The sequence below is a fragment of the Pedobacter sp. UYP1 genome (genome assembly GCF_040547305.1).
In the GTDB taxonomy this organism is placed as follows: Bacteria; Bacteroidota; Bacteroidia; order Sphingobacteriales; family Sphingobacteriaceae; genus Pedobacter.
In genome coordinates this window covers 746456-771367 of the sequence record NZ_JBEPPL010000001.1, presented here as the reverse complement: position 1 = coordinate 771367, position 24912 = coordinate 746456, and the positions used below count along the sequence as shown (strand labels likewise).

Below are 24912 nucleotides of genomic sequence, written 5' to 3'. Positions count from 1 at the left end.
AATCAATTGACAGTTGAAAGCTTCTCTGCATAGTTTTATCAAAGCTAATTACAGAACCATTTTTACGGTGGGATTGCTGGTGTTGGTATTCCAGATAAGTATGAAGCAAAATTTCCTGTTATTTCATACGATTGTAGAGCTTTCAGCAATAGTGATTGCCTTTGCCGTTTTCATTGTAACCTGGAATACGAGGAAAATAATTGATAATAATTATTTGTATTTCGTAGGCATCGCCTATATTTTTATTGGCACTTTAGATCTGCTGCATACGATTACTTATCCGGGCCTGAACGTCATTCCAGGAACCATCTTTTACACAAATCAGTTTTGGATAGCGACCAGGTTCCTGGAAGCTTTAACTTTTATCATAGGCTTCTGGTTTCTGAAAAGAAAAAAAGTACTCAACGGAGATATCACCATTCTGACTTATTGTTTAGTAACGATACTTATTGCTTTTTCCATTTTATACTGGAAAATATTTCCGGTTTGTTATATTGAGGGAAGAGGGCAGACCGCGTTTAAAATTACTGCCGAATATGTGATCATTGCTATGCTGTTTTTTGCCGGATGCCTTTTGTACAGTTCCCGGAATAGTTTCAGTGCTTCAGTGTTCCGGTTTTTAATGCTATCTCTGTTTTTTGCTATCCTCAGTGAGTTCTGTTTTACCTTATATGTTTCAATTTTTAGTCTTCCAGCAGAAATAGGGCATTATGCAAAGCTAATTTCGTTCTTTTTAATTTATAAGGCTAATGTTGAGACAGGGTTTACCAAGCCTGCCGAGCTCATCTTTAAAGACTTGAAGGATAATGAAGAGAAGTACAGGACGCTGACAGAAAATCTTCCTGAACTGATTTTTCGTTTTGACCGGAGCTTCAGGTGTTTATATGCAAATTATGCACTGGAACAATTTCTTTCCATGAAGCATGGTTCTTATACTGGCATGAAGTTAAGCAACCTTGGATTCCCTGCTTCTTTTGAGCACTTGCTTATCAAAATGTTAATCGCCGTGAAGCAAACCAAGCTTAAGCAAGAGACTAATTTTGATCTGAATGAGGGCAATTACGCAAACTCTTTTTCTATACAGGTAATCCCTGAATATGGGCTGGAAGATCATGAAGGTACTTATTTAGTAATTTGCTATGACATTACAGAATTGCGGATTACCGAGCGAAGGTTAATGGAGTTGAATAATACCAAGGATAAGTTCTTTTCAATTATTGCACATGACCTGAGAAATCCATTTTCCTCGCTGATCTCTTTTAGTGAGTTGATTTATAAGAATGTTGCCCGGCTAAGCCCTGAGAAAATTGAAAGTTTAGCCATGAGAATGAATGATTCTGCTAAACAGGCGCATATTTTATTAGAAAATCTATTGCACTGGTCAAGGATGCAGACTGGTGTAATAAAGCCCGATTTACAGGAACTGGATGTTGTTGAATTGTTAAACGAAATTAAACGCATCTCTTCTTCTACTGCTGTTGCGAAAGGTATAGAGATTAAAGTTGAAGAACTGACTTCGGCTAAAATAGTTGCTGATAAACAAATGATGAATACTATATTAAGGAATATCATTGCGAATGCAATCAAGTTCAGCTATGCCAATGGCAGTATTGTACTTAAGGCTGCTGATCGTCAGCATGAGGTGTTGTTTTCTGTAATGGATTCTGGGGTTGGCATTGAAAAGAAGGATATTGAATTGCTGTTCAAAACAGACAGCAGTTTTTCTACCCCTGGAACTCAAAATGAAATGGGTACTGGTCTGGGGCTAAGGTTATGCCGGGAATTTGTAGAAATAAGTGGAGGAAGTATCTGGCTGGAAAGTGAACCGGGCCTGGGCACTACTATATACTTTACGATACCTGCGGCAGCAGGTTCCGATTTGAAGGTCTTGTAAGGTTCTTGAAAGGGGTTTAATTTGGAGGTTCCTGTAAGGTTCGTGTTTGAAAGGGGATTTCCGTTTGAACGGTTGTTAAATGATAAAAGCCCCTGAGGAGCTTTTATCATTTAACAGTTTTTTAATTAGCGATCAGCTGCTTTGTATATTCCTGAATGGCATTTTTAATATTTTGAACGATCTCCTGTCTTCCGCTTAAAGAGTTAATGTATTCTTCTTCGTCCGGATTACTGATAAATCCAATTTCAGTTAATACGGCTGGCATACCTGCTCTTGCCAATACTGCCAGACTTTGTTCTTTTACTCCACGGTTGACGCGGCCCACTTTGATATATTGCTGCTGAATTAAAGTTGCCAGTTTAATACTTTGACGACGGTAGGCATTTTTCATCAGCGAGAGGATGATAAAACTTTCCGGATCGTTAGGGTTATAGCCGTCATAGTTTTCCTTATAATCCTTCTCTAGTAAGATTACCGCATTCTCTCTGACAGCCACATCCTGTTCACCTAATCTTCCTGAACCAGAAACGAAAGTTTCCACTCCCGAAGTTTCCGTTCTGCCTCTCATATTTCCTGGCATGGAGTTACAGTGAATAGAGATAAATAAGTCAGCGTGAGCTTTGTTCGCAATGTCTATACGTTCGTATAATGGAATAAAAACATCCTCGGTACGTGTATATATTACCTTTGTATTCTCAATTTCTTTCTCAATCGTTTGTCCCAGCAGCATGGCAACATCAAGTGCTACATCCTTTTCTTTGGAAAACAACCCCCTTGTTGAACCGTCTTTTCCACCATGACCTGCATCGATAACGATAATCATTGGCTTAAGAACAGGAGCAGGTTTGATCTGCTGTACTACAGGTGCTATTTGTGTCTGTGGTACCGTTTGTGCTTGCTGAGGTGTTTGTGCGTATATATAGGAAGAACTAAGCAGAAAAAGAACAGTAAAAGCAGTTCTAAAGGCTGTTTGGTTTTTAATGTTTTCAGGCATTATTTTTTGCAGGTTTATTTAGTGTGTTCGTAAATCCTCTTGAGGGTTAATTTACAAATTTACAAAGATAACGCTGAAATACTAAACTTAGTTCGATTTCATTGTCATGAAAATTAATTGGAAACCCTTCCTTGTTTTTCTGCTTTCGCATACTTGCTGAAGAAACTGATCGGAACAAATTTTTAAAAAAGATAAAACTTTATATGTTTTTTTTGATTTAAGATAGAGACTGTATAATATTAATTGTTCATAAACAGCTATTTAACCTTAATAGAATATGATGAATTCAAAATTTTTAGTAGTCGTAGCTTTAACCGGAATGGTTTTTACGGCATGTCATTCAGACAAAAAAAGTAGCAGTGATACCACAAGCACCAGCATAACAGATACAACTATACTGGATACGGCCAAACATGATACGGCTAAATCTGACACAGCTGGTGTAGGGGTAAGTGGTTCTGGCCCTGGTACCGAAGGCTCAGGATCGGGTGCAACAGGGACTAATGGGCAGGGTACACCGCCTCCCGGCACAACAACTACTCCAGGTACGACAGGCGATCAAAATCCGCATCCGGTAAAACCTTAGTCAAATGCTGATAGTTTTATAGGTTCTGTTGAATTTCTAAAGCTATCAGCTAATTTCTGTTCCTCAACAGGTTTTTATGCGCGTAAGGTTTTTTTGGAGCAAGCTATGGAAATGATCCATAAGCTGCATCATCTATTTAATAAACCTAACCTCATTCGCCCCAAGGCGATTAAAAACTAAAGATTATGGCTGAATTAAACGATTCTTCCCGGAACAGAAAAAGCATCCCTAAAGTTGATCTGACTGCAATGGTAGATCTGGCTTTTTTACTCATTACTTTTTTTATGCTGACCACTTCTCTTGCTAAGCCAGTGGCCATGGATATTGTTAAACCAGATAACAGTGATCCTGAAGCCAGCCTGGATTTTGCAGCTTCAAGAACCATGACTATTTTACTGGGTAAGCATAATAAAATTGCCTGGTATATGGGAGAAGCTGGAAAGACCAGCCCAAAAATTGAAGGGTTCAGAGAAATCAGGCACTCAATTTTGAACAACAAAACGAATGTAGCTTTTGCTAATGCTGATCATCCTAAAAAGACATTGTCAGTAATTATTAAGCCCACATCTGGTGCTAACTATAAAAACTTTGTGGATATCATGGATGAATTAGCGGTTACAAAGATCAAGACTGCCCCTGCAATTGATGATGATCATATTACTGATATTGAAAAGGAATTCATGAGGCTGAATGACATCTTATAATTAGCCAGGTAAACCTGGCAGGCCCGATCTTTAAGCGTGCCTGCCAGGTTTACCTGACTATTTATCAGCACACAGGAGTGCTGCGGAAGCGATGACTTTATCTTTTCTGTATTTGGCCAGGTTAATCAAAAGTACACTTCCAAGAATTACGAACAATCCGAGAATTTGAATCAGGCTGACTGTTTCATTGGTAAAACATACACTCAAGAGAATGGCTACAACAGGATTAACATAGGCATAAGTGCTTACCTGTGTTGCAGGACGAACTGTTAGTAGCCATACATAAGCACTAAAAGCGGCTATAGAGCCAAATATAATCAGGTAAATGATAGCTAGCCAAGCGCTTAGCGATACATTGGTCCAGTGGAAATGCTGATATTCAGAACTCAGTGCGCTTCCCACTATAAAGGCTGTACCTGCGGCTAACATTTGCCACGCCGTATTCACTGAAACGGAACTTCCCGGAGCTGAATGGTATTTAGAATACAAAGATCCGCCTGCCCAGGCCACAGGGCCCAGAACTAATAATATCATGCCTAATAGCTGATTCGAACTTTGAGTTGTATTTACTGCTTGAAGAACTTGTTCTGAAAATAATAAGATCACGCCTATAAAACCGATGATCAAACCCGCGATTGTCGATTTGCTGCTTAAGTTTTCTTTCCATTTAGGTTTATCCAGGATCACAAACCAGATAGCAGCAGAGGCCACCATAATGGCCACCAGCCCACTAGGGATAAATTGTTCTACCCAAATTACTGTACCATTGGCAACCCCCAGCATCAACAGGCCACTGACTACCGCATATTTTATGTTTTTCCAGTCGAATATTTTTTCTCCCCTGAATTTACACCAGGTCATGAGCAGGGTGCCCGCAATGATAAAACGGAAAGTGCCAAGAAAGAAAGGTGGAAAGCCAGCGAGGGCTCTTTGAATGAAAAAATAGGTAGATCCCCATACGATATATACAGTCGCAAATGCGAGATATACCAGGAGCGGAGAGGCGGGTTTATTGGTCATGATATTTTTTTGTTTTCAGGAATGACTAGTTGTTGTTGTTCTTTCACAGTTTCCAATACGATAGTGGTACGGATAGATACGATGGTGGTAATTTTGCTGAAAGAGTTTCGCATCAATTCCATTAAGGACGCTGAGTCTGCGGTTCTGACTTTGACCAGGTAACAGTCTTCACCTGCAATCACATGTACTTCCTGGACTTCTTCAATTTTAGCCAGTTCAAGCGCTGTAGTAGTACAGCCCAGGCTGTGGGATGCTTTCATTGAAATAAAGGCCAGTAGTCCCAGACCTACCGCTGCAGGATTAATTCTGGTTGTATATTGAACAATTACTTTCTTTTGCTCCAGTTTCTTTACTCTTTCCAAAACAGCAGAGGGCGCCATCTCAAGTTCTTTTGCCAGGTGAACATTAGAAATTCTTGAATTATCCTGCATTAACCTTAATATCGAAAGGTCGATATGATCTAAATTGATGTCTTTTTCGATTATCATTCTATAAATATATGATAAATCAGAATTATATTCATTTATATTGTTAAATAGATATAATAAGTTCTGTTTGATGTTGTGGCTGATGTGCGAAAAACGAAGAAATCTTCAGTATCTATAAGTCATCGGGGTTGAGAAGGGGTTGATAAGGCCAATAGCCTTACCAACCCCTTCTCAACCCCGATGACAATACGACCCGGGGTAGCCCGGGTCAAATAGCTGGACTTATGGATTGAAAAGCAAGGACTTGATTTTGTCAAATGACAAATCCTTATAGTCGTCTATGTACAAATTGCATTTTGGTAATTCTTCTATAGTATGAGATGTGAGTACACCAACTACCCGCATTCCCGCATTTAATGCAGCTGAAATGCCTGAATAGGAATCTTCAAAAACAAGACACTGTTCGGGGGTAACGCCCAGGTTCTGAGCAGATGTCTGGTATACTTCAGGATCTGGTTTATGCTTTTTCACATCTTCACTAGCCAGGATAGAGCCTAGTTTTTCACGGATAGGGACTTCGCTTAAAATCAGGTCCAGGTTGGCGGACGGTGCAGACGTAGCTACTCCAAGTTTAACTCCATGGTGCTGTAAATCAGTAATAAACTTCAGGATGCCATCAATAGGCTGGATATGCGGTGCATAGATTTTCCGGAAAAGACTTTCCTTCTCCTCTTCCAGCAGCAATAATTCTTCGCCAATAATAGGCCGGCCTAAAAAATGAGATAAGATGTAGCTATTGCTTTTTCCAAACATGTGGCCAGCAAAGTCTTCATCTGTGGGATTAAGGTTACGTGCCGAGAAAAACTCACGAAAAGCCAGAGAGTGATAGGGATTGGTATGGCATATTACCCCATCCATATCAAAGATTACTGCAGTTTCTTTATTCATGCTGCAAAGTTAAGCTGATTTTAATTCTTATTTATTTGACATGTTGTCTTTCCATAAGAATTCTTGAGCAAGAAACTTGTACAGGAGATTATTTGCAATAGTGAAGGGCTTTGGTGGTAAAGCTTTAATGCAGGCAATGGAATTCCTGAAAGGGGGTAGAAGAATATAAAATGGAAAAGGCTGATTAACCTTTTCCGTTTTAAAGGCTTAGAATGTACAGCCAATTTTTGCATATACATAACGGCCACTGTATCCAAACTGACTGATTGCTCTTGGGTATAAGAATCTTCCGTTTGACGTATTATCCAGGTTTCCTGTGTAATTTTCGGTAGGAACGCCGCTTAAATTATTGGCATTATTTCTTGGATTAATATATAACTTATCAGGATATACGTCAAAAATGTTATTCGCACCAATGGTTAGTGTTAAAATTTTATTTGCCGCATAACTTACAGAAAAATCTGTAACCCATTTTGGTGTAAATGTCTGGTCCAGTTGTACTGGGAGATTATTTGATGGAATGTTTGGGTCAATTGCATTCAAATAGGTGACTTCTCCGAAACGAACAGTTCTTGCTACAAAACTTAGTTTGTCAATAGTCAGGTTGGCTGTAATGTTCAGTTTGTTTTTAGGAACTGAGCTTTCATAACGCGAACGCTCTAAACGGTCAAATAATTTAGCCTTCAATGTTGGATCACTTTCTATTTTATCTCCTCCATTAATGCTTCTTACGACAGTTTTATTTAAGTTCCCTGCAATACTGACCAATAAATTGCTTTTACTGCCTAAATAAAATTTATTGGTCAGTACTACATCCAGTCCAGCTGTATTTGTGGTAATGGCATTGGTGAAAAACTGTACGCTATTCACTTGTGCATTCGGATCAACTGTATTTAAAATCTGGTTGACTACACCTGTTGGGATCAATACGCCTGCACTGGTTCTTTCGCGTGCATATTGACTAGAGAAAACAATACGATCTTTAATGTCAATGTTATAAGCATCGATAGTGAAAGTGAATGTTTTAGCTATTTTCCCTGCCAAACCCAGACTTCCTGATCTGGAAATTTCTGGTTTTAAAGAGCCAACACCAAACTGAGAAACAATCGGATTGTCATTATTAACTGTTAAAACCTGTGTTGGATTTCCCGCAACAAATTGTGTGCTCTCGTTATTGAAATAGCGCTGATGTAAAGAAGGGGCTCTGAAGCCCGTGGCGTATGCACCGCGTAAAGAGATGTCACCAAATAATTTTACTTTACCTGTGAATTTATAAGAAAAGTTGGAACCGAAATCACTATAGTTCTCATAACGTCCTGCGGCTTCTAATAAGACCCTCGGACCAAATTCGGCTTCAAAATCAGCATAAGCACTAACGTTATTTCTTGATTTATCAATCGCGTTAGTGGGCTTGAAACCAGGAAATACCTGTGCACCTGCGGCTGTAAAAGAAGTGCCTACTAATCTTCCCGGAATACCTGCTGATGGCTGTCCGAAAGAATAAGAGAGTTCTTCGCCCGGTTTGATCTGATAATTATCTACTCTGAACTCGCCACCAAAAGCTGTGTTTAAGGAGGTGATAAATCCGCCATCAAACTCATGTTTTTTACTCAGGTCCAGGTTGCTTGTATTTTGTCTGAACAATAATTCTCCTGCGTAAAATGAAGTTGGACTTGTGCCCAGCGCGAGGGAAGCATTGACCGTATTGTTAATGTTAAATTTGATATTGTTCTCCCCGCTGGTATTGCTGATATCATAATCCCAGGTTCCGATTTTACCTTTTGAACCGATCGAGAAAGAAAGATCATTGATTTTTGTGTCTATAAAAGGAAGAAATCCATTCGGAAACAGAGTCAGGTCAATCTGTGTAGTCTGGGTTGGTAAACGGAAAAATCCAGCAGCGCTTCCTGTTTTGTGGGTATATCCGGCTGCAAAGTAAAGATTGGAACTTTTAGTGAAATTATATTGTCCGTTTAAGAAGAAGCCCCCGTTTTTCGAATCTGAGTTTCCTACGCGCATATTATTTCTATCGAGTCCATTAGCAGCTGCTCTTGTATCATCTGCGGCTTTCAGACCTGCATATCTGGCTTCAAACGCGGCTTCAGTTTCCAGTGTACCCTTTGTTGGTGCTGCTGAGTATAAAAGCGGACGGGTATCTAAACCACCCCGGTTTGTGTAATCGCGTTTGATATACTGGCCTGCAAAATTGATAAAACCCTTGTCATTGTTAAATGCCCAGCCTTTGCTGAAGTCGGCTTGAAAAGTACGCCCGTCGCTAAAATCACGTCCTAATGCCTTAGAGTCAGATTGACCGAAAGATGTAGAGAAGCTATAAGGCGTTATCTTTTTCAGCACAATATTGATTACGCCTGCAATAGCATCAGAACCGTATTGAGCTGCTGCACCATCGCGCAAAACTTCGATCCTTTCAATAGCCGCAACTGGGATTGAGTTTAAGTCAGTACCTACAGAACCACGGCCAAATGTACCGTTGATATTAACAAGGGCTGTAGTATGCCTGCGTTTTCCATTCACTAAAACCAGTACCTGGTCAGGGCCTAGTCCGCGTAGTGAAGCCGGGTCAATATGGTCTGTTCCATCGGCAACAGTTTGTCTGTTAGAGCTAAATGAAGGAGCTACGTAGTTTAAAATCTGAGTCAGATCTACCTGTGCAAATGTTTTCACATCCTTGGTGGTGATTAAGTCTACGGGTACTACACTTTCGATGTTTGTTCTGGGTACTGAGGATCTGGAGCCGATCACAACCACATTTTGCAATAAGGTTTTAGTATCCATTAAAACAAAGTCTGTGGTTTTTGAACTGCTGTCTATTTGAATTGCCGCTTCTGTGTTTTGATATCCTGTAAAAGATATACGGAGTTTGTAAAGGCCATTTTTCGGAAACTTAATAGCGTATTTTCCATTAGAGTCTGTAGAAGTTCCCAGTTTAAGACCGATTACCTGTAGGGTTGCACCTGGAATTGCGAGTCCGGCAGAATCCGTGACTTTACCCTTTAGTACCTGGGCGAATAGTTGGTTCGAAATCATCAGAAAAAAGACGACGAAAACGATTTTTTGTAAGGTTTTTATCATAGTTTAGGTTTGTTTAGACTGTAATCTAACTAAAATATTACGATAAATTTATTGTTACAATTCTATTTATTGTTTTTTTTATTTTATGTGTTGATTTTAATTATCAATTTTTGAGCTGATCCGAAAGTTTTTTGGAAATATTGTGGGTTATTAAGGTATCGTTTATAATTTTTCTGAGTTTAGCTCTTGTTTATTAGATTTAATCATTGTAAATTGATTCTTCGGGGTTTTACAGTCGTATGATCAGAGTTTGTTTTTTGTGTTTCTATGTTGAGCTGTTTTTAAATTGTATTGTAATCTAATTCTATAGTATATGAATGATTTTGTGTGGTTTTATTTCAGCTTTCTGTTTGTATTTGATTGTTTTTTCTGTGAGATGAGAATTTTCCGTTTCTTTTTTAGAACTATGAAACGGTTAGGGCCCGAAAAATCGATTTAATTCATTGGAATAGATAATCGGCTCTTTGATCTCAAAAATATGGCATAAAAAAATACGGTCCGTTTCCAGACCGTATACTTAAATATTCTTTTTTATTTAAGAACTATTGGCTATTCATTAACTCCTGGAACTTTGAAACAAAGTTCCCTACATGGTAACCGTCCATTAAAGCATGATTTACGTGGATGGAGACATTCATGGACTTTTTCGTTTTTGTTGTGGTTAGTTTGCTGAATGATATCTTAGGTGCACTATCTTCCATTGAAAAAGATCTGGCATGAGACAAAGCAGAAAAATCTATCCAGGGAAGTGCAGAGTAATGAATGACATTCTCACTGAATATCTCGGGGAAAAGACCCGTCCCTTTTGAAACCCGATCTGCTTCTTGTCGTGCAAGTTTATAAAAATCCTCAAAATTTTCCTTAAACTCCATATAAGAGAATCCAAATGTTTCATCTGCACGGCCAATCGTTGCAGAAGCATTGACCTGCCCATAAATGATTACTTTTTCGCCCTTAATTCTATATCTAAATTCTTCAATCGTGTTTGCAGCCTTTAGAGATTGATACAAATAATACAGGAAGAATGATTTTCCTGATTGTTTCGCATGCGCGTAAGCTTTGGTACAATCTATTTTTACAGTTACTCCAAAGAAAGGTTCTTCAAATTTTTTGAAAAACTGGAAATGTTCTTTTCTTTTCCAGTTTGCGATATCCAGTTCTTTTTCCATTAATTTTTTAAGATTTTAATAATTTCAGTCATCGTGTTTAAAGGCAGAAAATTAGGATGTGCTATAGAATCTGTAATTTGTTCATGAGCCCAGGTGGTATGATAGGGGATGTGCGCAGCATAACCGCCCAATTCTAAAACAGGAAGTATGTCTGATTTGATAGAATTGCCAAGCATTAAAAAGTTTTCCGGGTTACAATCCAAATGCTTCAGTAACTTTTGATAATCACCTGTCTGTTTATCACTCATAATCTCAATATGATGGAAATAATTCTGCAACCCTGATTTTCTAAGCTTCCTTTCCTGATCTAAAAGGTCTCCTTTTGTGGCCACGACTAATCTGAAATCACTTTTCAGCTGTCTTAAAACTTCTTCTGCACCATCCAGTAAATTGACAGGTTGTTGTAAAAGTGCCTGGCCAAGTTCGATGACTTTATTGACTAATAGTATACTTGCGCTATCATTTGATACCCTGCTTAATGTTTCTATCATACAAAGCATAAAGCCTTTTACGCCATATCCATAAAGTGTTAGGTTTTTCATCTCCGTTTTAAATAATTCCTGAGAAACTTCCTGAACAGGTAAATACGCTTCTAATAACTGGCAAAATGCAAGTTCAGTTTGCTGAAAATAAGGTTCATTGACCCAGAGCGTGTCATCTGCGTCAAAAGCGATTACCTGAATTTGATTTTTGATCATTACTTTTGTTTTGAATAGCTGCAAAATTAAAACACTTTATTTCTCTAAAAAGGACAATTGTCCCGGGCCATCTATATGTTAAGAACCAATACCGATTTATTAGCTTTCATCGAGCGTCTTTATGCAAGTCAGGAGAGAAAAGAAGACATTATTCTGAGGTCTTTCAATAAAGGGGAAAGATTACTTGAGCAGGATGTTAAGATTGGTAAAGTATTTATTCTTAGCGAAGGGGTTGCAAAATGCTATCTGACTGAAGAAAATGACAAAGACTATTTGTTTGAATTTTTGGGAAAAGGACAAATTATCGGTGAAATAGAAGCACTTAAAAACAGGGCATGTCTTTGTACTGTAGAAGCAATAAGTCCAGTGACTGCTTATTGTTTATCCACTTCTTTTTTTCTGTCCTTAACAGCTAAAAATCTTGAAATCAATAGCATACTGCTGCAAGAATTAACCGACCGTATCCTTCATACCAGCAGCAGAGCTTCTTTTCAGCAATTATATTCTTTAGAACATGGGCTTTCCAAGTTAATCACCTTCAAGGGAGAGGAACAAATTGAGCTTAGCAGGGATGATATGGCTGCTTATCTTGGGATCACGGTCAGAAGTTTAAACAGGGCATTAAAACAACTGAAGAAAACATAAGTCTTATTCAGGATAATACCCTGTGGTGAGGTGATGACAAATTTTTGATAAGCTATGGTAAATTAACTTTCACCAATTCAATATTGTCTTTAAATAGTGGAATCTGATTATTGAATTCGAAAGCTTTATTGAATGATAAAATCACTTTTTCTGCTTTAGTTTTAAATGGTTTTTTAAGATGGATTAAAACCCGGTCACCTTTTTCTAAAGTATACAAATCCTGTTTTGATCCTGAGATCTTTTCTACGGTGATCGCCTCGTTTAAATGAACTGAAGAAGATTCCCCCCTATAGCTGATATCCAGGTTGTCTTTGTTTATTTTCAAAGGAAAACCTGAATGGTTTACAATAAATATTTCTGCATTTAAGGTGTCACGTTCCTGATAACTCCTCAACTTGAAATTTACACCTGAGATGGCAATTTCCTGAGCACTGACATAAACGAACGGTGGCTGTTTAACTTGTTTAATACCAGTTAAATAAGCCTTTTGCTTTTTAGTGAAATCAGAAGATGTGTTAAATGAATAACTAGTTGCAGTAATTTGATACTTTTTAAGGTAGGCTTTATAGTCAGCTGGGGCTAAAGTTGTCGTCATGCTGGGTACTGTAGGTGCGTTGCCAAATGGCTGAAATCCGCCGCCGCTATTTTTAACTGCTGCTGATTCACTGTCTTTCGTACTATAATTGATGACCAGATTGTACAGGGATTTAAAATATCCATTTCTGCCCGTAAGCTGATTGGTTTTAAGATCGTTTAGAGGTTGGAATTTTAGAGAAAGAGATTTGTTTTCTCCAGGTTTCAGGACAATTGTACCAGTACTTCCGGTTTTGGGTAAAGATCGGAGTCCTGCTGCGGTGGCTATTTCAATTTGACTAATAGTTAGCATTTCGTTGCCTGGATTACTGAGGTCAATGTCAGCCCGTAGTTCTTGTGTTTTGAGGTCAGCAGTCAGGTAGAGTCCGGCCGTGATTTGCTCAGACTCCATGGTAACGGGGGTATAATTCAGATCACCTTTGATTCTTTTAGTGTCGGAATGATTTTTACAGGAAAAAAGTAACGTGAACAAGAGTAAAGGAACGAGTCTTTTCATAGGGAATGGATGTGTATCGGAGATTTAATGCGTATTTGATAAATATCATTAATCGGGAGTTGAAGAGGTTTTGATAGCTGAAGCGGCTTCAACTCCTGATTATGAATGATGATTTGAGTTAGAGCCCGGTAACAGACCAGATTGAATAGGCATGTGGAGGAACTTGTATCAATACCCTTCCATCGGCTGCTACAGTTGGCTCCCAGTTAGATGCACCTGTATATTCTTTTATCTTTTTACCACCCCAGTTAGAAGTTACCCACTGTTGTTGCCAGTTATCAGAACCATTAAAGTAGACAATTAAGCCAGGTAGCGTACCGTATCCATTTCTTCTGTCAATATACTGATCAGCGGCTGAGTATAGATTGGTCGTTGTTCCTCCAGCCAGATTTTTATGGATCCAGATCAGGTTATTCATCCTGTTTTTGTCCAGCAGATTTTCGTAATCTTTATAGAAAACACAAGGATAGCCTTCATGGGTCATGATATAAGCATAAGCAGAATACTTATTTGTGGTAATATCAGTATCATGGTTACTTACAAAAGTAACTGCCTTGGCTGCATTTCTTTTCAATAACATATCATCATTCAAACGTGTCAGATCATTCATATCAAAAGCACTGTGCATGGCATAAAAACAAGCAAAATCAAAAGCAGAAGAGGTTTGTTCAGTTGCATCTACCCAATTCTGCAAATTTGCCGCATTTCCATCCCATTCCTCACCAACAGCAAAAACTGCAGCAGGCCCACCCACGCTGTTCACGAAGTTTTTGACTACCCAGGCTCCATAACCTTTCACATAATCAAAACGAAATCCATCAAAGTGAAGACTGTTTTTATAGAATTTAGACATACTATAAGATGCATTATAAATCCAGTTAGAAACATTTGCTTTTTTATGGCAAAGATCCGGGAACCCGGCAAAAGCACCTTCATCAGCAGCTTCTATATCGTTTGGATGGAAATCATTGTAGGTACGCTGGAATTTACCTGATAACGGAGTGAATTTAGTATAAGTACTGGTACTGGTATAGGGGTTCGCTTCTAAGGTTCCTCCGCTGCAATGATTGAGCACAATATCGGCGTATACTTTTATACTATTATTGTGCGCAGTAGTTATCAATTTGCCAAGGCTGGTTGAGTCTCCAAATCGTGTGGGTTTTGTTCCCATTTGGTTGTAGCTGCCAAAATCAAAGTAATCATATGGATCATAACCCATACTTGTTGCACCACCTTGAGCCTTAGTAGCGGGTGGAAGCCATATTGCGCCAATTCCTGCCGCTTTCCATGCCGGAATTTTGTCATTCAGTGTATTCCACCAGCCGCCCTGAGGCACGTCCCAGTAAAATGCTTGCATCATGACATCGCTTCCCGAACCGGTAGCTGCGTCTATTGGAGTCTGTTTAAATTTGTTTGCTGGGGCAGGGTCAGTGATTATTGACTTTTTGCAGGCAGCAAAGGAGAGAAAAAAGGCCATAATAAGGGCAGTCTTCCCTGGTAGGTAAGATGATTTTTTGTTCATACGATTTGGTTATTTATTTGGTTTAATGTTTGGCTCGTGTACTGTTTCCCAACAGTTTATTCAATTTCGGGAACGTTCCCGAACCGGAATAAAAATACAACTATTTATTTAATCCAAACAAGATTGTTGATTTAAGTTCGTCAACTTTTGGTTAGGAAATCGATTCAGCTATCTTAGCTGTTATTGATAATTCGTTTCTGTAGCCTATCACAATGAAAGAAATAGCCGATCTCAAAACAAAATTTGAGCACTTTAGTAAAGCAGCTTTTGAACAATTGAAAACCGAAACCGAAAGCCAGGTTACGGCATGGTTCTGGGCAACCAGTGATTTATATCATCCGGAACCTTTTTATTATGAAAGTAATAACTGGTCAATAGGGCGTAAACTCAAAGGGGAACCTGGAAAAAAAGCGGAGCATTATCATTACGGTTTAAACATTCAGGGCGAAATCATCGTTGAAAGACAATACACCAGTTTTGAGCAATATTATTATGAGACATTTTATATCAGAACTCAAGGGGTGATAACCCGTTATAGCTTTTCTTATGAGGAGCAGGAGATAGAAGGTATTTCCGTGTTTTATGAGGAGCGGGGTCAGCTCACCAAACATATCACTGTTACTGACACGCAATGCAAGTGTGATTACGCAACTTATCATTATGACCAAAATCAAAAGCTGGCCGAAAAGAAGTGGCACCTTGAATTTGATGATTTTGAAACAGACAGGAACCATGAATACAAATATGATCAGTTTGGTTTGCTGGAAACTATTACAGAAAACCAGGAGCAGGTCATTTACCAAAAGCCAGATAAATCAATAAGTTTTACCCAACTTACTGCTATAGCTGAAGAAAGATTATTCGCAGTAATCCGGCAAAACATCCATGAGCATCCTATACAAGAAGAACTATACTGTATATATATCAATTACGGGAATAGTGATTTTTTTCCACCAGCTATTGCTTATGGCACCAAAGCTGAAAAGGATCATTGGCAAGCTACTCAAGGAGCTAAAGCTAAATGGATCGTCTGGAACCCTGCAGATTACCAATATAACAGGGACGTAAGGATGGATCAGGAAACAACAGATTTTTTTGACTTCTATAATCAGGAAACCGAAATGCGGCAAAAATATACGGTAGCAAAAAAGGCAATTTTAAACGTGGTGGTGAAATTGAAGGCAGTTCTGAATGAATTAAAGCTGAATAAAACAGGTGATTTTGTAATCTTGGCCGCCGATGTTGAACAAGTTGATTTAAAAAAGAACTTTAAAATATTGAATCCTGAGCTTTTTGAAAAATTCAAAAAAGATCTTCCGTAGAATTCAAAAACATTTTATATCAGCTGATGTTTAAACCTTTCACCCACAAAAGGGCAGCAATCAGCATATGGAACCATTTAACATTAAAATCAAAAACGCTAAAAAAGAAATTACTTTAACCATCCTGCCCGACGATAAGGGCTATTTCAAAGTAATTTATTTTGGAGGAATATTGGGTGCCGTCTATTTTGACGGACATAACTGGGAACAGGTTCCTCCTGCAGACGTTATTGCCGGAGATTTGCCGATGTATGAGCAAGATCCAGCAAGTGATGATCATGAGGATATCTCCCTTTCTGAATATCTGGTTGAGGGTGTGGGGCGTGAAATTGACCTATACCATGAGGAACATATCTGATGGACATAATCACAAGCTATAATGGAATTAATGATCAGGATATTCGGTGAGGGCAAGGACCTCAACGCATTAAACATGGGATGCCGGGCACTGGTATTGTATGCAATCACATTAATTTTTATCAGGATTTCCGGTACGCGTACTTTCGGTAAAAAGACTGCTTTTGATAATATCATTGTCATTACAATTGGCGCATTATTAAGTAGGGTGGTTGTCGGGGCATCTGCTTTTCTGCCTACAGTTACTGCTGGCTTTGTGCTGGTGATGACACACCGTGCTTTGGCCTGGGCGACTTTGCATCATAAATGGGTTGACCGGCTGATTAAAGGATCAGAAAGAATGTTATATAAACAGGGTGAAATTGACAGGAAAAATCTGGAAAAAAGCCTGATGTCTAAAGGTGATCTAATGGAAAGCGTTAGAATAAACAGTAATCTTAGTGACCTTGAAGAGGTAGTTGAAGCACGTTTAGAAAGAACCGGGGAGATCAGCATCATCAAAAAAGAATAATTTTTTTGCCTGAGGAAAATATGAGCCCAATATTATAGTTAATAAATAAATTTTAAACATTACTAATACTTATTAAATAAAATTAAAAGTGTTAGTAATGTTTAAAATTTAATTATTAAGTTTGGTAAAGACAACTAAACCAGACTATTGCAGCTATGAATAATAGGGAACTATTAAGAGTTGATATTATCAAGCAACTTTATTATAAAAATCCACTTTCGCTGACCGAACTAAGCAGGCTGACTGCTAAAAGTTTACCACTGGTTACGAAAGTCGTTAATGACCTTGTTTTAGAAGGGTATGTGCAGGAGCAGGGCCTTGGGCCATCAACAGGAGGTAGAAGAGCCTCTTTATTTTTACTCAACATAGAAAAACAACGCTACGTTATTTCTGTAGCTACAGATCAGTTCACGGCCCGGTTAATTATTTATGATCTGGCCAATACGATCATTCTTCCGGTAAAAAAACTTGAATTAGATATTCTGGATGATGAAGAAGCAGTAGATAAACTTGTTTCATTTATTGCTGAAAATATTAAAGAATCTGGTATAGACCAAAAGAACTTTTTAGGGATTGGAATTGGTATGCCCGGTTTTATCAGTGCAGAAGAAGGTGTAAACTATACTCATTTAAAAACAAAAGACGGATCACATTTAGGCAAGTATTTAACTGCCATGCTCAAACTCCCTGTGTTTTTAGATAACGATTCACGTTTGATCGCTAATGCGGAGCTATTCTTTGGCGCGGCAGTAGGGATGAAAGATGTAATGGTTGTAAACATTGGCTGGGGAACTGGTTTGGGGATGATTATAAATGGGCAGTTATATCGCGGAAATAGTGGTTATGCAGGTGAATTCAGCCATATCCCATTGTCTACTACCAATATGTTATGCTCTTGTGGTAAACGTGGCTGCCTTGAGGTTGAAACCTCTTTGCTGGTTATGACACAAAAAGCTAAGCTAGCCATGGAAGCTGGTGAAGCCACCAGTATGACAGAGCTTTTTAAAGACGAAAGCAGAAATACAGGAGAATTGTTTTTAGAAGCAGCTCGTAACCATGATCCTTTAGCGGTTTCTATTCTTTCTGAAGCAGCCTTTCACATTGGAAAGGGTGTTGCGACATTAATTCATATTATGAATCCTGAATGTATTGTGTTGAGCGGGCGTGGTGCTGCAGCGGGTAAAATATTGCTGCCACCTATTCAACAAGCGATCAATGAATTCTGTATTCCAAGGATAGCAGCTCAAACCTCAGTAGTGCTCTCTGAATTAGCCGCAGACGCAGAGTTACTGGCGGGAGCGAGTTTAGTCATTGAGCATTGTGAATTTGACTGATTTAACTTTTAATTCACATTAATAACTTTTATAAAATAAAACTAAATCGAATTACTAACCTAAACCACACCAAACATGAGAAAAATTTACTTAAAGTATTTAAGTGTTTTTCTGTTAACTCTGTTGACAGTCAGCGCTTTTGCACAAAAAACCTTTACTGGGATAGTAAGGGATGCTTCGGGCCCCGTGCCTGGGGTTAGTGTTTCATTAAAAGGCACATCCAAAGTTACCCAGACAGACGGTGCTGGAAAATTCTCAATTACCGCCAGTACAAATGATGTCTTATCTTTTTCTGCGGTAGGTTATGCAAAACAGGAAGTCACTATTGGCAACCAAAGCTTGCTTAATGTTACTTTGGCCGAGAGCGAAAACAGTCTGAATGAAGTTGTAGTGACTACTGCATTAGGTATTAAAAGACAAGAAAAGTCATTAGGCTATGCAGTAAGTACAGTAACTGCTAAACAACTCACTGAAGCTGGTAATACAAACTTTGCATCCGCTTTATATGGTAAAGCTGCAGGTGTGAAAATTACCACAGCACCCGGTGGTGCAAGTAGTGCGGTAAACGTACAGATCCGTGGAATCAATTCAATCAGTTATAACCAACAACCTTTATATGTTGTAGATGGTGTAATGATTAGAAATGACGGTCAAAATGGAGCTAAGGGTGCTAATAATAATGATTATTGGGGAGATCAGCGTATCAGAGGAAATGGTATTTTAGATATTAACCCTGCAGATATTGAAAGTTTGACCATTTTAAAAGGAGCGAGTGCATCTGCATTATATGGTTCAGATGCTGGAAGTGGTGTAGTGGTGATCACAACTAAAAAAGGATCAAAAGGCAGAGGCCTGGGGGTTGATTTTAATTACCAGGGCTCGATTGATCAGGTAGCTTTCTTACCTAATTTCCAGAATGTATATGGACCAGGTTACGACAGAGCGACTAACTTAGCGAATGCCGGCCGTGAAGATGGCTGGATTGCAGATGCAAGTTCACCAACAGGATTAAGACCTTATTTCAGAGCTTATGCAAACTTCGGCCCTAAAATGGAAGGTCAGCAGGTGAAATGGTGGGATGGTTCAATCCGTTCGTACTCTCCACAGCCTGACAACTACAAAGATGTCTATCAAACAGGCTACACCTCAAATGCAAACGTGGCTATCTCAAACCAAAGCGAAGCAATCAATTACCGCTTCTCAGCTTCACGTCTGGATTACAAAGGTACTCAGCCAGGGAACACGGGTTCAAAAAACTCTTTCAATTTGAACTCTACGATTAAACTTGCACCAAGACTTTCTGCAGATGTAATTGTGAGTTATGTAAATACCATTACGAAAAACAGGCCTTATCAGCTGGGACAGGTTTTGGGCTCATTTGGTGGTTTCTTCAGCCGTGCTGAAGATATGAACTTGATGAAAGAAAAATTCCAGACGAGTGACGGCTATAAATATGCGCAGTTTAATCAATTGGATCGTCCTGAGCCATTTGTTTATAATATCAGAGCAACCAACTTACTCGATTTCTACTGGCAGCAATTGAAAAACGAGTACGTTGAAAATGAAAACAGGTTATTGTCAAGTTTCACTTTAAACTATGATGTTGCTAAAAACCTGAAATTCAGAGGTCGTATTGGTAATGACTATACTGGTGCAAGAACAGAAAACCGCCAGTTTACTGAAGTTCCAATCGCATTAAATGGAAATACCAGTACTGGTGGCTATACCACTACACAAGGGCAGTATGCAATTTTATATGGGGATGCTTTATTAACTTACTCCAACAAAATTGGTAAAGACCTGAATTTGTCAGTAAGTGGAGGTTATCAGGGTAGAAATGAAACTTATAAAGATCAGCAATCGAATACGAAAGATGGGCTGGTTTCAAGAGATTGGTTTGCGATCAGCAATTCATTCAGTGTACCTGAAACTTCTGATATCAGAAAACAACAATCGAAATATGCTTACCTGGGAATCTTAAATTTAGGCTATAAAGACTTCTTGTTTTTAGAAGGGACTGCGCGTCAGGAATATGCATCTACATTGCCACCACAGAATAACAAATATTCTTACTATTCATTGAATGGTGGTTTTGTTTTCAGTGATGTTGTTAAACTGCCAAGCTTCTGGAACTATGGTAAATTAAGAGCTTCTTATGGCGTAGTTGGTAATGCGCCACCGTTATATGAATCAAACATCGTTTATACACAAACTTCTCTTCAAACCATAAATGGTTCAGTACCATCCTTAGTAACTGCTAATGCTTATGGTAATAATACTTTAATGCCAGAAAAGAAACATGAGTCAGAATTTGGTCTGGAAACCCGCTTTTTGGATGGCAGGCTTGGCTTAGATGTAAGTTACTATAATAACCGTGTTAAAAACCAGATTGTACCCTTACAAGTGAGTTCAACTGCTGGGGCAACCAGTCAGATTGTGAATGTGGGTGAAATTGGAAGTAAAGGATTTGAAGTCGCTTTAAATGCAACTCCTGTAAAAGGTGGTAAATTCCGCTGGGATACACGTCTGAACTTCTCTTCTAACAAGTCACGCGTGATCTCATTGATGGAAGGAATGTCTGAGTTGAACTTCTATTCTTCTGATCAGTCAACTGCTAAAATTGTTGCTAAAGCCGGAGAAGAATTAGGTAATATTTATGTACGCCCAAGAGCTACAGACCCGAAAGGTAATTATATTATCAATGATGATGGTTTATATGTGATGGATAACAGCACCTATGTTAAAGCAGGTAACATTATGCCAAAAGTTGTAGGTGGTTTTTCTAACACATTCAGCTATGGTAACTTCTCTTTAGACTTTACGATTGATGGTCGTTTTGGTGGAAAGATGCTTGCACCAAACCTTAAGTTTATGCGTGGAGCAGGTATGTTGGAAAACTCTATGGAATTCAGAGATGCTGAACATGGTGGCTTAACTTATACTAGCAACGGCAAAACGTATAATGATGGTGTATTGTTGCAAGGTGTGAACCAAACAACAGGTTTACCAAATACCAAAGTTGTTTCTGCTGCTGATTATTATATCAACACTTATAACTGGGGAGAAGGTTCTTTGACAGACGGAGAAATTTTTGACAACAGCTATATTAAAATGAGAGAAGTGGTATTAAGCTACAAATTGCCAGCTTCATTTACGAGTAAGCTTAAAATTACCAACCTGAGAGTCTCATTGATTGGCCGTAATTTATTCTATATCTGGCGTACGCTGAAAGATTTGGATCCTGAGGCACCACTAGGAAATAAATGGTGGTCACAGGGAGTAGATGTGGGTTCAACAGCTGCATCAAGAAATTATGGTTTTTCTATAAGCGCGAATTTCTAATCGAATTAATCAAGTGATAAGATGAAACCATCATTTGCAGCAAGACAGAAACCTAAATGAACTGGATTGGGTAGCAGATGAGCTTCATCACCGATAAAAATAAATTCATACAGATGAAAAAATTAATTATAAATATAAGCTTTGTTTTAGTTGCGGCTACGTCATTGGTGAGTTGCAAAAAAGCAATTGAAGAAAAATTCTATAACCCGGAGAAAGCACGTGATGCAAGTTTGTCCGGACTTTTTACAGCCATGTTAAATAACGACAGGGTAGCTGCGAAGTATTGGAATGTACGTACTTTTTTATGCCAGATGCCTGGCGTGTATGCGCAGACTTCTTATTTCCCGAATGCGAATTCAGTTTATCAGCAAAGTGATGGCTATTCGCAAAATTACTGGGATGATTTTTATGCTACAGGTGGTAATGGAAGTGGTAGTATGGCACAATACCGTTCTATGGAAACCAAGTTTAAAACACTTTCAGATGCCGAAAAAGCGACTCAGGGGGCAATCATGCAAGCTGCGAAAGTAGTTTTGATTGAGCAAGCTGCAAAGATGGTTGATTTATGGGGAGATATTCCTTATAGTGAAGCAGGTAGCCTGGAAACAAGCAGTACAATTGTGAATGCAAAATTTGATGAGCAAAAAGCGTTATATACCAGCTTTATCGCTGATCTGGCAACTGCTGGTGCTTACTTCAAAGCGAACCCGACCAATAAAGATTTTGCCAAAGCAGACATTTTGCTAAAAGGTGACGTCAATCTATGGGCACGTTATGCGAATTCTTTACGCTTAAGATTACTAATGCGTATTTCGAAAGTTGATGAAGGAACAGCCAGAACAGCAGTATTGGATATGTTGAACAATTCAGCCGCTTTCCCATTGATCGATGGTGGAAATAATCCCTCCTATAACCCAGGTTCATCTGATGTTTTGTTACAGCCTTTAACCAATAGCACCAGTGATTTAAGTGCAGCCTTTATGGAAGGCAGCTGGTATGCAACAGATTATATGTTAAACACGGTGATGTTGCCAGCCAATGATCCGCGTATTCCGGTTATTTATGATAAATACGGCAGAACTGTAAATGGTAAGTTTGTACCCAATGCAACTTACAAAGCGATGCCGGTTACAATGACTGGAGCAGATCAGGAAACTAAATTTGCGGATTATTCAGTGCTTGATTCAGCAACTTTCCTTTACAATCAGAAATTACCTGGTATTGTGATTACTGCTTCTGAGGTAAATCTTTTGAAAGCTGAAGCCTATGAAAGATGGGGGAGTTCAGCAAGTGCTCAGACTGCTTATGGAAATGCGCTAAGACAATCGGTTACTTTTTATCACTACCTGAATAACTTAAATCAGGGTGGTGGATATGTGAATGTTCCGGTTCCTGACGCTGCTGCTATTGATACCTGGGTGAATACATCTTCTGCTGCTTATACAGGTACTTCTGCAAATAAACTGGCTAATATCTATACTCAGAAATGGGTGCATTTAGGTGTACTTCAATCTACAGAAGCCTGGTCTGAATACAGAAGGACTGGTTTCCCCGTTTTAACTTTCCCTGCTGATGGTAAATTGTCTGGTTTTGATACGCCTCCAACCCGGTTAATTTATCCCGGAAAAGAAAAGATCTTAAATGCGGCAAATTATCAGACCGTTCAAGCTAAGGATACACGTAAAACCAAGATCTTCTGGCAACAGTAAGTTCCAAATAATTTAGTTAATATCTTGTCCCGGTTAGTTGTTTTAACCGGGACATTTTTATATTCAGAAGATAAATCAGTTCAATAAATTCGATCCTAATGAAGAAACAAATTATAATTGCAGCGCTGCTGATTTGTGCTGCTGGCAAATTAACAGCACAGGAAAATGGCGTTCATCAGCAATCAACCGTTTATGAAGCACCAACCGATCCACTGGTTAAAAAGAAACTCGATCAATGGCAGGATCAGAAATTTGGGATGATTATTCACTGGGGATTGTATGCTGTACCTGGTATGATAGAATCCTGGTCACTCTGCTCGGAAGATTGGATAGAACGCGACAGTACAAAGACTTATGATGAGTATAAGAAATGGTACTGGGGCTTGAGTAAAGTTTTTAACCCGGTACACTTTAATCCGGAACAATGGGCAAAAGCGGGTAAAAGCGCAGGGATGAAGTATCTTGTGTTTACGACCAAACATCATGACGGTTTCGCCATGTTTGACACGAAGGAATCTGATTTTAGTATTGCTAAAGGCCCCTTTGCAAACAATCCGAAAGCAGATGTAGCCAAATACGTATTTGATTCTTTTAGAAAAGAAGGCTTTATGATTGGTGCCTATTTTTCCAAGCCCGACTGGCACTCTGAATATTACTGGTGGTCTAAATATGCTACGCCTAACCGGAATAACAACTATGATATTCAGAAAAACCCATGGAGATGGAACAAATTTAAAGGTTTTGCCTATAATCAGCTGGAAGAACTTATGACCCGCTATGGTGGTATTGATATTTTATGGCTTGATGGAGGATGGGTAAGACCATTAGAAACTGTCAATGAAGAAGTGCGCTCCTGGGGCGCGGATATTCCAAAATGGAGCCAGGATATTGATATGACTAAAATAGCCCGGATGGCCAGAAAAGCACAACCCGGTATTTTAATGGTAGACAGAACTGTTCATGGGCCTTATGAGAATTATCAGACGCCAGAACAAAAGATTCCTGATACGCAATTGGACCATCCCTGGGAAAGCTGCATGACGCTGGGTGGAGCTTGGGGATTTGTTCCGGACGATCAATATAAACCTGCTAACGAGGTGATTCATAAACTCGTGGAAATTGTAGCTAAAGGTGGAAGTTTGCTTTTAGGGATAGGGCCCGATCCGGATGGTTCGTTACCAGCTTCGGTAGTGGCTAAATTAAATGATATTGGTCAATGGACTTCTAAAAATGGTAAGGCCATTTACAATACCCGGATTACAAAGAATTATCACAGTGGGCAAACCTGGTTTACACAAAGTAAAGACGGGAAATTAAGGTATGCAATCTATTGCAGAAATATTGGCGAAGACCCTGCAAAAGTTATTAACTGGACTGGGAATTCACCTAAAAAAGGGACGGTATTGAAGCTTGTTTCTACAGGTCAGTCTTTAAAATGGACTGTATTAAATGATAAAACCACGATAGAATTACCAGCAAATACTGGGGGAGCAGAAGCTGCCTTGTCTTTTGAATTTACACCTGCTACTTAGTCGTTATCGGAAGT

The 24912-nt window shown here is 38.9% G+C and carries 20 protein-coding genes; 11 read left to right on the top strand and 9 right to left on the bottom strand.

From position 1 onward, the window contains the following. The first annotated feature begins 100 nt into the window (after positions 1–100). Positions 101–1894, top strand: coding sequence for a sensor histidine kinase (locus ABIB30_RS03385; protein ID WP_354299343.1), 1794 nt, complete (start codon positions 101–103; stop codon positions 1892–1894). A gap of 121 nt (positions 1895–2015) precedes the next feature. Here the strand turns inward: ABIB30_RS03385 and ABIB30_RS03380 are convergent, their stop codons facing one another. Beyond that, complete coding sequence (locus ABIB30_RS03380; protein ID WP_354299342.1) at positions 2016–2888, bottom strand: N-acetylmuramoyl-L-alanine amidase family protein; 873 nt, start codon at positions 2886–2888, stop codon at positions 2016–2018. A gap of 277 nt (positions 2889–3165) precedes the next feature. On the opposite strand from ABIB30_RS03380, the gene ABIB30_RS03375 reads away from it, so the two are divergent. Further along, positions 3166–3474: a hypothetical protein gene (locus tag ABIB30_RS03375; RefSeq protein ID WP_354299341.1), complete on the top strand. Its 309-nt coding sequence runs from the start codon at positions 3166–3168 to the stop codon at positions 3472–3474. 185 nt (positions 3475–3659) lie between these two features. Continuing rightward, positions 3660–4178: an ExbD/TolR family protein gene (locus ABIB30_RS03370; protein WP_354299340.1), complete on the top strand. Its 519-nt coding sequence runs from the start codon at positions 3660–3662 to the stop codon at positions 4176–4178. A 57-nt stretch (positions 4179–4235) separates the two neighbouring features. On the opposite strand, the gene ABIB30_RS03365 is transcribed toward ABIB30_RS03370, so the two are convergent. The 6 genes from ABIB30_RS03365 to ABIB30_RS03340 form a co-directional block, all read right to left on the bottom strand. Next, positions 4236–5198, bottom strand: coding sequence for an EamA family transporter (locus ABIB30_RS03365; protein ID WP_354299339.1), 963 nt, complete (start codon positions 5196–5198; stop codon positions 4236–4238). After that, positions 5195–5686: an Lrp/AsnC family transcriptional regulator gene (locus tag ABIB30_RS03360; protein WP_354299338.1), complete on the bottom strand. Its 492-nt coding sequence runs from the start codon at positions 5684–5686 to the stop codon at positions 5195–5197. Before ABIB30_RS03360 ends, ABIB30_RS03365 begins: the two co-directional genes overlap by 4 nt. Positions 5687–5908: 222 nt before the next feature. After that, positions 5909–6574, bottom strand: coding sequence for an HAD family hydrolase (locus tag ABIB30_RS03355; protein ID WP_354299337.1), 666 nt, complete (start codon positions 6572–6574; stop codon positions 5909–5911). A 207-nt stretch (positions 6575–6781) separates the two neighbouring features. Continuing rightward, positions 6782–9667, bottom strand: coding sequence for a TonB-dependent receptor (locus tag ABIB30_RS03350; RefSeq protein WP_354299336.1), 2886 nt, complete (start codon positions 9665–9667; stop codon positions 6782–6784). Between the two features lie 542 nt (positions 9668–10209). After that, complete coding sequence (locus ABIB30_RS03345; RefSeq protein ID WP_354299335.1) at positions 10210–10836, bottom strand: CatA-like O-acetyltransferase; 627 nt, start codon at positions 10834–10836, stop codon at positions 10210–10212. Continuing rightward, positions 10836–11534, bottom strand: a complete 699-nt coding sequence (locus ABIB30_RS03340) for an HAD family hydrolase (RefSeq protein WP_354299334.1) — start codon at positions 11532–11534, stop codon at positions 10836–10838. Before ABIB30_RS03340 ends, ABIB30_RS03345 begins: the two co-directional genes overlap by 1 nt. A 75-nt stretch (positions 11535–11609) precedes the next feature. On the opposite strand from ABIB30_RS03340, the gene ABIB30_RS03335 reads away from it, so the two are divergent. Further along, on the top strand, positions 11610–12179 hold the full coding sequence (locus ABIB30_RS03335; RefSeq protein WP_354299333.1) for a Crp/Fnr family transcriptional regulator: 570 nt from the start codon (positions 11610–11612) through the stop codon (positions 12177–12179). Between the two features lie 52 nt (positions 12180–12231). Here ABIB30_RS03335 and ABIB30_RS03330 read toward each other — a convergent pair whose 3' ends face one another. Beyond that, the gene (locus tag ABIB30_RS03330) at positions 12232–13269 is read right to left on the bottom strand and encodes a hypothetical protein (protein WP_354299332.1); all 1038 of its coding nucleotides are present in this window, start codon (positions 13267–13269) and stop codon (positions 12232–12234) included. Between the two features lie 118 nt (positions 13270–13387). Next, on the bottom strand, positions 13388–14791 hold the full coding sequence (locus ABIB30_RS03325) for an alpha-amylase (protein ID WP_354299331.1): 1404 nt from the start codon (positions 14789–14791) through the stop codon (positions 13388–13390). Between the two features lie 212 nt (positions 14792–15003). On the opposite strand from ABIB30_RS03325, the gene ABIB30_RS03320 reads away from it, so the two are divergent. The 7 genes from ABIB30_RS03320 (at position 15004) to ABIB30_RS03290 (ending at position 24898) form a co-directional block, all read left to right on the top strand. After that, positions 15004–16113 carry a hypothetical protein gene (locus ABIB30_RS03320; RefSeq protein WP_354299330.1) on the top strand — a complete coding sequence of 370 codons (1110 nt, stop codon included), beginning with the start codon at positions 15004–15006 and terminating at the stop codon, positions 16111–16113. A 67-nt stretch (positions 16114–16180) separates the two neighbouring features. Then, positions 16181–16471, top strand: a complete 291-nt coding sequence (locus tag ABIB30_RS03315; protein WP_354299329.1) for a hypothetical protein — start codon at positions 16181–16183, stop codon at positions 16469–16471. 21 nt (positions 16472–16492) lie between these two features. Beyond that, complete coding sequence (locus ABIB30_RS03310; protein ID WP_354299328.1) at positions 16493–16981, top strand: DUF421 domain-containing protein; 489 nt, start codon at positions 16493–16495, stop codon at positions 16979–16981. A gap of 155 nt (positions 16982–17136) precedes the next feature. After that, positions 17137–18315: an ROK family protein gene (locus ABIB30_RS03305; protein WP_354299327.1), complete on the top strand. Its 1179-nt coding sequence runs from the start codon at positions 17137–17139 to the stop codon at positions 18313–18315. Positions 18316–18390: 75 nt separating this feature from the next. After that, positions 18391–21657, top strand: a complete 3267-nt coding sequence (locus tag ABIB30_RS03300) for a SusC/RagA family TonB-linked outer membrane protein (protein WP_354299326.1) — start codon at positions 18391–18393, stop codon at positions 21655–21657. Between the two features lie 113 nt (positions 21658–21770). Further along, positions 21771–23366, top strand: coding sequence for a SusD/RagB family nutrient-binding outer membrane lipoprotein (locus tag ABIB30_RS03295; RefSeq protein ID WP_354299325.1), 1596 nt, complete (start codon positions 21771–21773; stop codon positions 23364–23366). 98 nt (positions 23367–23464) lie between these two features. Further along, complete coding sequence (locus ABIB30_RS03290) at positions 23465–24898, top strand: alpha-L-fucosidase (protein ID WP_354299324.1); 1434 nt, start codon at positions 23465–23467, stop codon at positions 24896–24898. Positions 24899–24912: the final 14 nt, after the last annotated feature.